The organism is Pedobacter psychrodurus (assembly GCF_032678585.1).
Taxonomy (GTDB): domain Bacteria; phylum Bacteroidota; class Bacteroidia; order Sphingobacteriales; family Sphingobacteriaceae; genus Pedobacter; species Pedobacter psychrodurus_A.
Genome location: NZ_JAVTSN010000060.1, coordinates 25,475 through 39,607 on the forward strand (window position 1 = coordinate 25,475; position 14,133 = coordinate 39,607).

Genomic DNA, 14,133 nt, shown 5'->3' on the forward strand with positions numbered 1-14,133 from the left:
TAATTATATACACACTCGTTTGAAACGAGCGTGAGCCTAAAGTTGACAACGTTTTCTCAGACGAGATTCTTCAATCCATCAAAAATACTTTCGAAAAAGGTAGAAAGGTTTAGTCCGTTGCTATGGTTGAAATACACAAATACCAAAAATATAATCACCACAAAAATGATGAGTTTACGGAAGGCAAAAGCGATAATAATGAGTGCAATCGGAATGATAAAAAGCCATAAACTGTTTATCGCATACGGACTTAAATCAGTGTCTTTTTTGTATACATACACCAGTTTGCTGTGTGTGCCTGTATCGTTTTGGTGTTTAATATAAACGAAGGTAGATTTATCTATGGGCAGAGGCAGCACGGCTATACCATCGTTAAACTTTAATATTTGGGTAAATCCGCTTACACTGAAGGTATAGGTGCCATTGATATTCTCGTTGGGATTGTTCAGCGAATCGGCCGCTATAATGGCCAATTTGTTGTTCTTAAGCAGATTCTCTTTTACCAGAAAATTATTAATGGCTGCGGTTTGTGCTGCGCCCAGGAAACCGATTAAACATAGCGATAACAGGAGTAAGATTCGTTTCATTCGATAGAACGTTTATTGTAAATTAAATAACCGATATGCAATAATACGCCATTTCTTTTAACTGCATCATTATATAAATTATAACTTAAACTTACAGGACCTAGCGGGGAGTGATAAACCAGACCTGCAGTGCCTGCATAACGTATTTTTGTAATGGCTTTAGCGTAATCTACATCTTGGAAATTATTCAGCTCGAATTCTTTGTGTGGTAAAAATAAATAACCTTCCAATCTAAAATCAAGATTTTTTTTAACATTATAAATGTTTTTGATGCCGCCTGCTGCATAGGTTGTAGCCCTAAACTTATCCAGAAATAACGATCTGCTATCCTGTAAAGGATAAAAAGCCGGAGCGGTTAAAAGCGTAGCGTAGTAGTTGCTAAATAAAGGCTGGTTAGAGATCACTCCTTCTACGATATAACCCAATGTATATTTTTTGATGTGCAGAAAATAATTTTCCTGTGTGAGTTTGATGCTTCCCCATTGGCGCAAATTACTGCTGCCGGGAATGTTCACAAAACCAGGGGTGTTTCGGAAAATATTACCGGGATTATAATTTTCACGGCCTGTGGTATAGTTGAAGCTTAGCGAAAAGCTTTGGCCTCTGCTGGCATACTGTTTACGGTTTAGCGAATTTTTTTCGAGATTTAAAGAGCCCCTAAAACCATTAAAAATGGTTTGATCGAGCAGATCGCCTACAGCGAAGGTATTATTGGGGCTATAGCGGTCATTATTGTTGATGAATGTGGAATGTAATACGATTTTGGTGTTGTAATTTAAAGGTACACCCATCATGAGGTCAATTTTTCGGTCTGATTGCTCGATGTAAATCGGGCGTGGATTTTCGATGAAAATCTGACTGGTATTGTAAAAATTCCAGTGGTTATAGGTGAGTTCGGCAGCTAAAAATAGTGGTAATTTAGTAGGATAATCTACGCGGCCATTTACCTGTACCGACTCATAAAAACGGCCTGAATAAAAACTGGTTCCAAAAGTGTAAGATTTTCTGTCGAGGTAATTGTATTGGGCACCCAGAAAAACATTACTAATGGGCCTTGTAGAGATATTTCCACCAAGTTCTAACTTGAAGCTTTTTTTCGGTTGGGCTACCACTTCGAAGGTATAACTATCGGTTGCGGCCTGATAGGAAATTTTAGGATAAACGGTTTCGAATGTCTGATCGGCAACCAGTTTGTAATAACCACGCCTGATATCCTGAAGGTCGAATGTACTCTTGTCGCTTTTAAAAAGCCTTTCTACATATTTCTTTTGCTGATTGTTTACGCCTGATACAATGATGTTGCTAAATTTCAGATCTGGTTTTCTTGCATTAAATTTTTCTCTTCTTTTAGCCAATTCTTCGTCGCTTACCCTTTTACTGATCAGGGCCTTGATCCTTGGCATATCGGCCATCGTAGCATCGTAACCTGTTTTAATCAGGTCTTCTACCGGAGCAAAATTGGTAACGCTGTAGCCAGCCAGATTGGGTTGGATGTACACGCCATTTTTGCCGATCATGGTAGAATCCGATTTGGAAAGAAACATATATACCAAAAAACGGTTCATTAAACGGTCGTCGATATTTTTTGGGTACTCATTATAAGTTTTTGACGAAACATTGGCACCAATTACATAATCGGGCTTAAAATCTCTTTCCATTACATCAGCAGGGAAATTGTTGTACAAACCGCCATCGAACACATATTTGCCATCCAGTTTAATTGGGCGATAAATAATCGGAACGGTCATAGTTGCCCTTACGGCTTCAGCCAAACTCCCTTTACTTACCGTTATACTTTTTTGCGAAAGCACATCGGCCACCATACAGCGGAAGGGTACAAAAAGGTTATCAAAATTATCTTTGGAAACAGCCGATGCCTGCGAGAAAAGTTCGAGAAAGGCGAAGTTTAAGGGGATATCATTGATCAGGTTAGAACGGAAACTAAAATGAAAACCCGTATCAATAGCCACTTTTGCGGTAAGCATGGAGGCATTTGGTGCATTTTTCTGGAAATAGTAGGTATAATCACTGGTGTAACGGCCGTTTACCCAGTTTTGAAAATCGCTGCTTAAAGCTATTTTTTCTATCTGCGCGGGACTATAACCGGCGGCATACATGGCACCCACAATACCACCCATGGATGTTCCGGTAATGTAATCGATCGGGATGTGGTTTTCTTCCAGGGCCTTTAAAGTACCGATATGGGCCAATCCTTTGGCGCCACCACCGCTAAAAACAAGGCCCACCTTTTGTGCCTGCAATTGGTTACAGCACAGAACGAAGAGGATCAGCAAAAATCTTTTAAAAGTTACCACCCCTAAAAATAGGTGTTTTCTTTTAAAATTAGTTCAAAATGAAAATGTTGTAGGTTAAAATTGTTGCAAAACTTACCCAAAGAAAGTAGGGGATGAATATATAACCTGCCCATTTATTTATTTTATAGAACATCAGTCCATTTATCACAATAAAAATGAGCAATAAAATGATTTCAGCCAGGGCGAAACCAACCTCACGGCGGTAGAAGAAAATAAACGACCAGCCTAAATTCAGGATCAACTGGATGAGGTAAATGGCAACTGTACGCGGGAAATGAACAATTTTATCGCGCCTTATCCACACGAGGTAGGCCGTAATCCCGATAAGTAGATATAATGTTGTCCAAACGGGCTGGAAAAGTGAATTTGGAGGATTAAATGAGGGTTTATTTAATGTGGGATACCAGGTTTTAACCGATTGAAAGGTTGCCCATCCGCCTAATGCCCCAACACCAAGCGTAATCGCTATATTAATTATAAAAGCTACCGGTTTAAATTTCATGCTGCAAATTTGAGTTTAAACAATGGTAAAACCTAAATGTTTTGTCATCGGCCAATACCGGGAACAACAGCTAAACTCTCATTGTCGTCATTGCCAACGCTTTGTACGGCAAATAAATAATTGTCTTTGCTATACGGTAACCTCAGTTCGGTTGCAGAGGTGAAAAATTTCTTCTCCCAAACCGCACTACTGGTTTCTCGCATCAAAACATAATAGCCTTTTACGGTACCATTAGCAGGGGCTTTCCAATATAAGTAAGTAGAATTAGTCAGGTTTTTTACATCCACTTTAACCTCGGTTGGTGATGAAGGTGCTTTTGCCAGGTTGGCCAATACCGCAATGTTTACACCTGTGTTTTTACGGAGGTATTCGAAATCCATAAATTCTTGCAGATCGCCGTATCTCACGCCTTTCCCGGTTCTAAGATCCTGGTGCTGGTGATCGAAATTTTCGTTCATTTCGGTAATACGAACGGCTGTAAAACCATTTTCTACAAAGGGCGTATGGTCGCCCCCGCGAAGAAACCTATCATTTCTGTAAATTAATTTAACTTCTAACTGGTCTACATAACGTTCGCCGATTTCTTTGACGTATCTGGCCAGTTGACGGCTTTTGCCATCATTTTCTAAACCAAACTGACGGATGTTTTTTGCATTTTTATCCAATTCGAAGCTGGGTAAACCTTCGCTGAATACACGCAGCCTGGTATTGTCTATAATTTGTGTTTCACTGCTGTTGTTGCTGCCGATCATATCATTGTTCAACATGGCATCAATATTCCAGTTTTCTTTTTTTGCCTTTGCCGCCATAAAACCCGAACCCAGTAAGGATTGTTCTTCGCCACTCACAGCTACAAAAACTATAGTCGCCGCAAATTTATACTGGCTCATAATTCTTGCTGCTTCAATTACGCCCGCTACGCCACTACCATCGTCGTTAGCACCAGGTGCGTCGCTGGTTCTGTTCATTACGTCGGTAACGCGGCTATCGAGGTGACCGCTCACTACATAAACACGTTTATCGTTAACATCAGTGCCTTTTAATATGGCCACGGCGTTGCCCAAAAGCGTAGATTGATCTACTCTTTTGCCATCTGGTTTAAATGTTGTGGTATCCAGAAAAGCGGTAAGCCTGCCATCTCCCTGTTTGGCAAATTGGTTAAATTTGCTCACTACCCAATTTCTCGCTGCCCCAATTCCTTTTGTTTTGCTTTTAATATCACTTAAGGTATTTCTTGTGCCGAAAGCAACCATTTTTGTAATGTACGATTTCAATGAATCCTGATTTACAGACTTCACCATTTTATCGATATCTGTATTGCGGTTAACAAGAGTTTGTGCCTGAATAGTTAAACTTATTGAAGTAATAACCAGGAGGCTGTAGAATTTTTTCATCAAAAATTATTTAGAAAGCGAATATATTGAATGAAATGTCGAAAAGATAGCCGTCGGATTCGGTTTTCTGTAACATTTTGGGCATAAAAAAGCCCTTCGAAATTAATCAAAGGGCCCAGTTGTTTGGTTTGATCATTACTTTGCTACATTTAAAGCAATTTCTTGGGTTTTGCTCCAGTTACCAAAAGCTTTTTTAGCTGATGATTTGGCTGAACTTAATTCTACATCTCCAGCGATGGTTAAAAAAGTTTTTTCAGGAGAGATCTGGCTATAAAAACTTTTAATATCTTCCAGGATTAAGGCGTTAATCGATTTTTCGTTCACCGTTTGATCGTAATCATAATCCTGCAATTTTAAGCTGGTCAGCAGTTTCGCTTTAGCTGTATTGAACGTATTTTGATCTATGGTTGCATTTTGGACCAGGGAAGCCATTGCTGTTAAATCTTTATCCAGATCAGCACTTGCGGTAGCCAATTTTCCGCTATTGTCGTTAAAACTGATGTTAGCATTTTTACCAACATTTTCATTTAGCACAGCATTCAATAATTCAACTACCCCATCTTTTTTATTGTTGAAGGCTTTTGCATCCAATGTAAAGCTCGAATAGGCTTTTGGTGACTGGTCATTTTCTGAGATAATGATGTTCATGCCATTTTTAAGTTTATAGCCAACAGGCTCTTTAAAAGTTTGTGCCTTCGCTGTGTAAACCGATAGGATGCTTAGTGCTGAAAGTGCAAGTGCTTTGATGTTGTTCATTTTATTCTCTTGTTTTTTTATGGTGATGATTTCTGTTTAATATTTGATTAAATTAGCATTAATCTACTTATTTGAATGATATCCAGGCGATAGAAAGGCAAAAATCCTAGACGGACGGGCGTATATACGTGATGAAAATGGAATTGGTTTTTTACAAATATATATTTTATTCATTTTGTTCATTATTTTTTTTGATAAAATATTGATGCCGTTATGCTTAGTTTTATTTACTACCCTAATCCCTAAATTGATGAATTGTTTAATTGTGGATGACCATGTGATTGCCAGAAGCACGGTGAGCCATCTTTTGCAGATTGATCCGTCACTAAAATTAATTGCCGAATGTGAGAGTGCTGCAGAAGCTTATCAAAACTTAGCCATTCATAAGATAGATTTATTGCTCTTGGATATTGAAATGCCCGGGATATCAGGAATAGAACTGGTTAAGGGTTTAAGCGAAAAACGACCGCTTATTATATTCATCAGTTCGAAAAAGGATTATGCCGTAACTGCATTTGATTTAAATGTTGTCGATTTCATTACCAAGCCAATAACGCCCGACCGGTTTTTAAAAGCAATTAATAAGGCGAAAGAAATCTATAGCTTAAGTAGTTTGGTTTTAGGTAACCATCAGGATGATTTTGTTTTTATCAGAGATTCGGGGGTAATTAGACGCATCAAGCTGGATGAGATTAATTATCTGGAGGCAAAAGGCGATTATGTAAAGATTTATTCGGATGAAAAAATATATTCCATTCACTCTTCCTTAAAATCTATTGAGGATAAACTGCCGGGCAATATTTTCATTCGTGTGCACCGGTCGTTCATTGTCAATGTTGGTAAAATAGATACCGTTGAAGGCAATACCTTAATTATACATCAAAATTTTGTGCCGGTATCTGATGCCTATAAAGCGGTTTTGAATAAAAGAATGCAGATATTGTAATGGTTTATGGAGGCTAATAATAGAGATGTTCAAATGGGAAGAACAGCGATTGATGTATTAATCGTTGATGATAATCCTGTAGATCAAAAACTGTTATCGGCTTACCTAAAGGCCTATGATGTAAGCTTTGATATAGCCGAAAATGCTGGCGCAGCCTTCAAAAAACTTCATGATTTTACATTTAAGCTGATATTGGTTGATGTAAACAGTACTGAAATGGACGGATATCAATTGGTGGAAACCATCAGAGGGGATTTGGATATTCCGATTGTTGCCATTATCGGGGATGATGTGGAAGAAGTGAAAGCAAAATGTTTTGCTATAAGGATGAATGGCTGTTTTACCAAACCCATCTCCAAAATTGAACTTGTTGGTGTGCTCACGCAATTTGATGTACTGACTGTAAATACTTCCCGAAATACTGGTGTTGAGAGGTTTAAAGTTATTGATTTAAGCTATCTGAAAGAAGTGAGCATGGGCGACACGGACTATGAACGTGAAGTAACCAGTAAGTTTATTGAAGTGATTTCTGCCGAGTTGATGCTGTTAACGGATTGTTTGGATAATGAAAGATTTGATGAATTGAAAAATGTAACGCATAAAATGCGTTCTACCATTTACATTATGGGTTTAGGGGCAAAACTAAGTGCCCACCTACAAGCTATTGAAGATGACGATTTATCGAAAGCGCAATTGGCGCATCGGATTGAGCTGATTAAAATCATCTGCACAAAGGCTAAAGAAGAGGCTCAGGAGTTTCTGGAAGAGTAATGTTGTCGTCTGATTTAGCTGCATTTAAGATGCATACAGATGATCAGATGCTGATTTTAAACTTATTTCCTCAATAAAATCTTTTATCTCCCTAATTGTTTCTTCTGGCTCGCTAATATGTGGAAAATGGCCTGTAGCTTTCATCACTACCAGGAAATTTTCGGGCGTGTTTTTATGGATAAATTCACCTGCCGATAATGGTGCTATGATATCGTTCGAACTTTGTAGGGTAAGACTTGGCACTTCAAGATTATTTAATTTATCCCTGTAATCAGCTTTAAAGGTGGCCATTGCAAAGGCAAGCGCAACACTTGGATTTGTTGCCTCAAAACATTCCTGTAAAAAATCTGATAGCTCTGGCCTTGAGGGATTATCCATAACCACAGGTGCCAGTTGCTTGCTCCAGCCTACATAATCTTCGGCAATGTGCTCAAATATAGTTTCAATATCATTTGCATTAAATCCGCCAATATAATCGCCATCATTTAAATATCTTGGCGATGGTCCAATAAAGATCAGTTTTTTAAATGCTTCTGGAATTTGTAGTGCGGCAATCATGCCGATCATACTGCTTACCGAGTGGCCAACAAATATGATACTAGTTAACTCGAGCGCTTCTATAATATCGATTACATCACAGGCGTAACCCTCTAATGTGGCGTATTTTTGCTTATCGTATTGATTTATGTCTGAGTCGCCTGAACCCACATAATCGAATAAGATTACTTTATAATCCTTCAAAAAAGCATCGGTAATAAATTTCCAGGAGCTTTGCGCACAGCCAAAGCCATGGGCAAACATGATTACCTGGCTGCCTTCGCCTAGGACTTTTACATTATTTCTGGTGAGTATAGGATGCAAGCTGATTGATTTTTAGTGAATATCAAGTTAAGCAATGTTATTATATTTTTTTTAATAAAATAAATAATGAATAAAAAGCGCTGCGTTTTTAAATGAACAAGTTATATTTTGTTCATAATCATTATCTTGCCATTAATCTGCTAACCAATAAAAATCATTATTTCCCTATGAAAATTGCTGTTTCCTTGTTGTTAATCATCTGTTGCTCCTTTTTAAATGCACAAAGTCAGGTTAATTTAAAATCTTTTAAGCAAAACGGAACCCTGGTTTCTACCCATCAAAAGGAGCTGATGCTCACCTGGCCAGTGGGTAAAAATACATTTGGTAAAATGGTTTTAGACCTCGATCAAAGCAAGCCGTTATTTAAAAGTTTGCTGATGGGTAAAAAAGGCGCTTTTAAAGAAGTGGCTGCCAATCTGGATCCTGCATTTGTTTTGCGTGTTGGGAAACGTACCTTAAGCCCTTCGAGCGGTGGATGGGATGTGTTTTTCGATCGAGTGCCCACAAGACCCTATACCACGAATGCGGTAAAATTCGAAAAAGGAAAGGCTAGTGTTTCTACACATGGCGCACAAACCATTGTGAAAATAGCGGGCATACAGAGTGAACCTTTTAAGGGCGATTTAGAGATTACTTTATACAATGGAAGCCCATTATTTAATGTGGCCGCAGTAGTATCAACCGAAAGAGATTCGACCGCCATTTTGTACGATGCCGGGTTAACAAGTAAAAAGGAGATTTGGGCAAATGTAGTTTGGAGCGACGTTAAAGGAAATCTTCAGCGTGAAAAGGGAGTTAAAACAGATCAAAGTAAAAACCTCGAGGTAAAATACCGTACCGTTATTGGTGAGAATCCTGGTGGCACTTTGGCGCTTTTCCCGGCACCACACCAGTATTTTTATTCTTTGGATGAAGCTTTTAACCTTAAATTTACGTGGAAAGGCAGCAATTATTTGAATTTAATTCCTGATTTTGGAATTGGCATCCGTCAGGATCCTTTAGGCGATAAACGTTATGTTCCCTGGTTTAATGCACCACCAAATACCAAACAGCGGCTTAATTTTTTCTGCTTATTGAGTACTGGCAAAGCAGATGTTGCTTTAACGGAAGTGAAAAAGTTTACACATAACGATACGTATGTTCCGTTGGCGGGTTACAAAACCATGGCCAGTCATTTTCACAATGAATTTATTTCAGATGTGGTGTTGAGTGGAAAACCTGTTCCGGAGAAACCTGAGTTTGTGGAGGTACTAAAGAAAACAGGTTTGAATATTGTGAAGCTGGCTGAGTTTCATGGACCTGGTCATCCAAAAGGACCGGATTCGACACGGTTAAAAGAATTAGATGCGCTTTTTAAACAAACCAAAAGATTATCAGATCCTGAATTTCTGCTGTTACCGGGAGAAGAGGCCAATAATTTTTATGGCGGGCATTGGCTGGCATTTTTTCCTAAACCGATTTACTGGATCATGTCGAGAAAAAGTGATCAGCCTTTCGAAAGCAATGAGCCTAAATATGGCAAGGTTTACCGTGTAAATGATAAGGCAGAAATGCTCAAATTATTGGAACAGGAACATGGTTTAGCGTGGACGGCACATGCCAGAACAAAAGCCTCAACAGGTTATCCGGATAAATATAAAGAAGAAGATTTTTTTAAATCTGAAACCTTTATGGGCGCTGCATGGAAAGCCATTCCCGGCGATCTGTCGTTACCCACTTTAAGTAAAAGGGTATTAAACCTGATGGACGATATGGCCAATTGGGGTTTAAAAAAACATATTATTTCGGAAGCAGATATCTTTACCATTACCGAGCAGAATGAAATGTATGCGCATTTAAATGTAAATTATTTACAATTGGATAAGGTACCGGATTATGCTGATGGCTGGCAACCTGTTTTGGATGTCATGCGGAAAGGTAAATTTTTTGTTTCCACAGGTGAAGTATTGATTCCAACCTTTAATATTAACGGAAAGGGTGCGGGTGAGACATTAAAGATGGGTAATAGTGGTAAAGTTGTGGTCAATATGCAACTCGACTGGACATTTCCTTTAAGTTTTGTCGAAATTGTATCGGGTGATGGTGTAAAGGTTTACCGCGATCGCATTAATTTAAACACGACTGAGGCTTTTGGCAAAAAGACATTCAGTTGGCCTGTAAATTTAAAAGGTAGGAAGTGGGTTAGGGTAGAGGCATGGGATATTGCCACCAATGGTGCTTTTACACAGATGATTTGGTTGGAATAGTTTACCGTCGTTCTGAGCGCTAAGAAGAATCCCTGGTCGATGAAACACAGAAATTTTATTCATTGTGTCATCCTGAGCGTAGTCGAAGGATCTTTACAATGCAATTTTATCAGCAATATCTTTTTACCAAGTGAAGTTTATTGATTTTTTTGGAGCGCATTGCCTGTAAAGTATAGGCTGGGTTCCGTCCTGCTGTACGTTGCTCCCGAAGAAACCTGTGAAACAAGCAAGCACAAAATAAAAAGTAAAAACTAGTGCTTAAATCGGGATCCACTTCCATCAGGGCTATTTAACGAAGGCTTGTTTAGGATATTAACCACAGATGAAAAGGATGCACACAGATAAAAACTATGTTTCTTGGTTTCTTAGGTAAAAAGTAGCTATAGTTTTCTAGTATTTAAAGGGCCACAAAGCAGAGCGATGGAGTTATTATATCTTTTGAATGGTAATTTTTTATTGGGCAGATTCTTCACTGCGTTCAGAATGACAACTGTTTTTAACATGATATTACGTTACAGCATCATATTTAAACTTCCTGATTGCGAGATAAAAAAAAGTAATCGAATACAAACCGGCCAATAATCCTGCACAAACCGCTGAAGGGGTAATGCCGAAATCGTGGTTTTTAGGGAAAGAAAAATGCAATACCAGCATCATGGTAAATACAATGGCAATGCTGTACAAACCATTCAATCCTGCTTTTTTAAGGATAAAAGGATAGCCGGTAATTTTTTCGTCTATCTTATAATTAATGGCATCTGAATGTTGCAGTTCTTTTATTTTTTTCAAAATATCAAGGGTAATCATGAACGGTAACAATAACGACATCGGGAGTAAAAACCTGGCCAGATTTTGCTCGCCGCTAAATAAATGTACCGAATTTTGGGCTTTAAAAGCAAAATAAGGCACAATAGTATTTAGTATTGTGTTCGGTATAAGGTGTATCAGCAGGTTTTTGCGCACAAACTTTCGCCAGTTCGAAATCTTAGTCTGATCATCGTATTCTATAGCATCAGGCATTGGCCAATTCGTTTAAATTTTCCTTAATCAGTTCCATCACGCTGTCTTTTATCTGCCAGGCTTCAAATTCCCTAAGGAACGATTCGTTCGACATAAAAGAGAAATCCAGTTGCCCGTTAAAAGTGCTGCACACCAATGTATTGGCATTTTTCCATGGGAAAGCAACCGTTGGGCTATATATTGTTTCCAATGCAAAAGTTTTATAGTCTTTAGGGATATTTAAAAGCCCCATATTGCTGAGTGTAATATCATGCGTACCTTTGGTTGTTTTTAAATATCCAATCATTTTATTGACCGATGAATGGAAATATTCGCTCATGCTCAACAGATCATAAACTTTCATTTCATCTATTTTTGCTTCCAGATCGGTTTTTAATTTTCTGGTTTTTGTCCAGAAATTGCTTTCGGCCTGATCGAGTTTTAACTCTGCAATTGGTGCAAAAGCAAACATGGTATCTTGTTTAATGGCTTCAACAAAACGCCTGATATCGACCGGACAGATTACCTTGCCATGTGCTTTAACACCTTGTACCTGTTTAAAAGCTTCCATAAAGGCTACACAGATTGCGGCATGAACAGTGGTGTTTTCTTCCTTACACTTTACCAATAGCTTTTTGGTATCCTCAGCACTCATTTTCCAATGTACAGCGTAATTGCTCCGGTCTACATTATTATTGGAAGTAGATTTGAAAAAGAAAAACAGACGGCCAAGGGTGGCAAAAATTTTTCCTTTAAAATGCCCTGCTTTGGTGATGGCAAAATCTTCTGGCAAGAGATCGCGAACGGAAAGAAATGAGGGGTAGGGAGCAAGTCCTTCTTCTGGATTGTCCATCAAAGTCATCAGTTCGCGCATCAGATTTAATATCGTGGTGCCATCGCAGATACAGTGTGGCAAAACAAGCAGAAAATCTGATTCGGTTTCGCCATTTAGCCAGACCAATCTTGCGAGCGGTTCGTTCGGATTATCAAAAAGTTTATACCACTCTGTTTTTGATTGTGTTAACCAATCGTTATCTGTTAAACGATCGGTAATCCGTACGGGTATTTTACCGATGTTTTCGTTCCGTACGAAATACGGTGTTTTGCCTGTAGCATCGATATTCATCTGCAACAGTGGGTGTTTCTGCTGGATTTTAAGTAATGCTTTGTGCAGGTTGTCTTCATTAATTTTGCCTGAAATTTTGGCGCCGAAAACACAGTTTAGTGGTGTTTTAGCATCCACATGCATGATCCTTTCTCCTAAAATTAATCTTCTTTTCATGCGGTTGTGCTTAAAATTTCGAGGGGCTGCTCTACCTGAGCTTTAAGAATATCGATTACCCTTTCTTATTATGGCCTCTGCTTCTACAAAAGGCACATAACCTTCGCTGGCTACAAAAGTAAAATCCATTTGGTTGCGATAGGTAGAGGCGATCATCGTGGTGGTATTGCCCAACGGGCCCATTACCGAAGGACTGAATATGGTTTCAACTTGAAAGTTTTGATACTGGTAAGGAATATCGATTTTACCCAGGTTGGAAAACATACAGTCGTTGCTCGATTTTCCATATTTTAAAAAGTTGGTGAAGTTTTTAAGTGCCGGATGGCAGGCTTCCATCATCATCATTAAGCTATAGGGGTTGAGTTTCGAAGATTTATCGTTCACATATTTTTGCAAGGCTTTAGCGTTCTCTAAAAAGTCTTTTTCCGGCAATAAGGAAAGCACAATCATTAATCCGAAGGCAAAAATGTGGTCTTTTTTAATGATCGGATTGAAGTTTCGGATGTCGACAGGAAGTGATATTTTATTAAATGCTTTTTCTTTTCTTACCTCTTTAAAAGCAGTTAAAACAGCGGCACTTAATAGTGTATTTACGGTAAACTGGTTGGCTTTACAGAACTGGATGATCTGTTTGGTAAAGTCCTGACCGAGTTTCCAGTTGATCATAAAATCATTTTTGCGCTCTACCGCTACTTTTTTAATTGGGATGATCCAAAGTGCAAGCGTAGCAATTTTACCGATGAGTCCGTTTTTAGTCCGGTTGCGGTAACTGTTCAATACTTTTTCAGGAATTACATCTTCCACGCCCATAATCGGAATTTCCCGGCCGATATCGGTATCAGGCTCATCCAGAAGCTGAAGCAGTTCGGTTAAAATGGAAAGTGCTGCAGTGCCATCGCAAAGGCAATGGTGGTAAACCATCAGAAATTCAGATACTTCTTTTCCTTTAATCCATACCATGCGGCATAGTGGCGCGTTTGTGGCATCAAAAACAGTTTTCCACTCGGAAATAGATTCCTGTGCCCAATGGTTGTCATCAACGCGGTTTACCATACGAACAGGTATTTTAAAATCTTCGGTGAGGTTGGTTACAAACCAAGGCCTTTTATCTTCGTCGATACGAATTGCTGCGGTTAACCAGGGGTGCTTTTTCTGGATCCTGAATAAGGCAAACCTTAAATCATCTTCTTTAATCTCTCCCTTGATTTTGAAAGGTATAACAATGTTAAAAGGGCTTTTCCCGTCCCCGTATAAACATTCTTTCGCCAAATAGCAGTTTTCTTTTCATTTATTAATATTATATGTGGTTCGTCATCTCGACTGAAGCGCAGCGAAATGGAGAGATCTATGCGCGATAGATTTCTCGACTGCGTTGCACTCCGCTCGAAATGACGACCTATGGTAAAAAGCCTCCTCGCAATGATGACAACTCTTAAAGTTATTTTTATGCGCTCAATATCCTGTCCCGAAGCTT

12 protein-coding genes are annotated in these 14,133 nt (G+C 38.8%); 3 read left to right on the forward strand and 9 right to left on the reverse strand.

Translation table 11 applies throughout. From position 1 onward, the window contains the following. Positions 1–56 precede the first annotated feature (56 nt). From R2S57_RS27020 to R2S57_RS27040, 5 genes are all read right to left on the reverse strand, one after another. Positions 57–587, reverse strand: coding sequence for a hypothetical protein (locus tag R2S57_RS27020; protein WP_316848032.1), 531 nt, complete (start codon positions 585–587; stop codon positions 57–59). Then, the gene (locus tag R2S57_RS27025) at positions 584–2,881 is read right to left on the reverse strand and encodes a patatin-like phospholipase family protein (protein ID WP_316848033.1); all 2,298 of its coding nucleotides are present in this window, start codon (positions 2,879–2,881) and stop codon (positions 584–586) included. The genes R2S57_RS27020 and R2S57_RS27025 overlap by 4 nt, the downstream gene beginning before the upstream one ends. A gap of 49 nt (positions 2,882–2,930) precedes the next feature. Beyond that, the gene (locus R2S57_RS27030) at positions 2,931–3,404 is read right to left on the reverse strand and encodes a TspO/MBR family protein (protein WP_316848034.1); all 474 of its coding nucleotides are present in this window, start codon (positions 3,402–3,404) and stop codon (positions 2,931–2,933) included. Positions 3,405–3,448: 44 nt separating this feature from the next. After that, the gene (locus tag R2S57_RS27035) at positions 3,449–4,798 is read right to left on the reverse strand and encodes a M28 family metallopeptidase (protein ID WP_316848035.1); all 1,350 of its coding nucleotides are present in this window, start codon (positions 4,796–4,798) and stop codon (positions 3,449–3,451) included. Positions 4,799–4,933: 135 nt separating this feature from the next. Continuing rightward, positions 4,934–5,554 (reverse strand): hypothetical protein, encoded by a 621-nt coding sequence (locus tag R2S57_RS27040; protein ID WP_316848036.1) that lies wholly within the window; start codon positions 5,552–5,554, stop codon positions 4,934–4,936. A gap of 250 nt (positions 5,555–5,804) precedes the next feature. Between R2S57_RS27040 and R2S57_RS27045 the strand changes: the two genes are divergently transcribed. Continuing rightward, the gene (locus R2S57_RS27045; RefSeq protein ID WP_316848037.1) at positions 5,805–6,500 is read left to right on the forward strand and encodes a LytTR family DNA-binding domain-containing protein; all 696 of its coding nucleotides are present in this window, start codon (positions 5,805–5,807) and stop codon (positions 6,498–6,500) included. 33 nt (positions 6,501–6,533) lie between these two features. Beyond that, complete coding sequence (locus R2S57_RS27050; RefSeq protein ID WP_316848038.1) at positions 6,534–7,271, forward strand: response regulator; 738 nt, start codon at positions 6,534–6,536, stop codon at positions 7,269–7,271. A 24-nt stretch (positions 7,272–7,295) separates the two neighbouring features. Here R2S57_RS27050 and R2S57_RS27055 read toward each other — a convergent pair whose 3' ends face one another. Further along, a complete protein-coding gene (locus tag R2S57_RS27055) occupies positions 7,296–8,132 on the reverse strand; it encodes an alpha/beta hydrolase (protein WP_316848039.1) in 837 nt (278 codons plus the stop codon). 92 nt (positions 8,133–8,224) lie between these two features. Between R2S57_RS27055 and R2S57_RS27060 the strand changes: the two genes are divergently transcribed. Further along, entirely contained in the window at positions 8,225–10,378 is a 2,154-nt protein-coding gene (locus R2S57_RS27060) for a hypothetical protein (RefSeq protein WP_316848040.1), read from the forward strand. Positions 10,379–10,885: 507 nt separating this feature from the next. Here the strand turns inward: R2S57_RS27060 and R2S57_RS27065 are convergent. The 3 genes from R2S57_RS27065 to R2S57_RS27075 are packed head-to-tail and all read right to left on the reverse strand — an operon-like array spanning position 10,886 to position 13,928. Then, positions 10,886–11,398 carry a hypothetical protein gene (locus tag R2S57_RS27065; RefSeq protein ID WP_316848041.1) on the reverse strand — a complete coding sequence of 171 codons (513 nt, stop codon included), beginning with the start codon at positions 11,396–11,398 and terminating at the stop codon, positions 10,886–10,888. Beyond that, positions 11,391–12,659: a hypothetical protein gene (locus R2S57_RS27070; protein ID WP_316848042.1), complete on the reverse strand. Its 1,269-nt coding sequence runs from the start codon at positions 12,657–12,659 to the stop codon at positions 11,391–11,393. Before R2S57_RS27070 ends, R2S57_RS27065 begins: the two co-directional genes overlap by 8 nt. A 42-nt stretch (positions 12,660–12,701) precedes the next feature. Next, entirely contained in the window at positions 12,702–13,928 is a 1,227-nt protein-coding gene (locus R2S57_RS27075) for a condensation domain-containing protein (RefSeq protein ID WP_316848043.1), read from the reverse strand. Between the last annotated feature and the right edge of the window lie 205 nt (positions 13,929–14,133).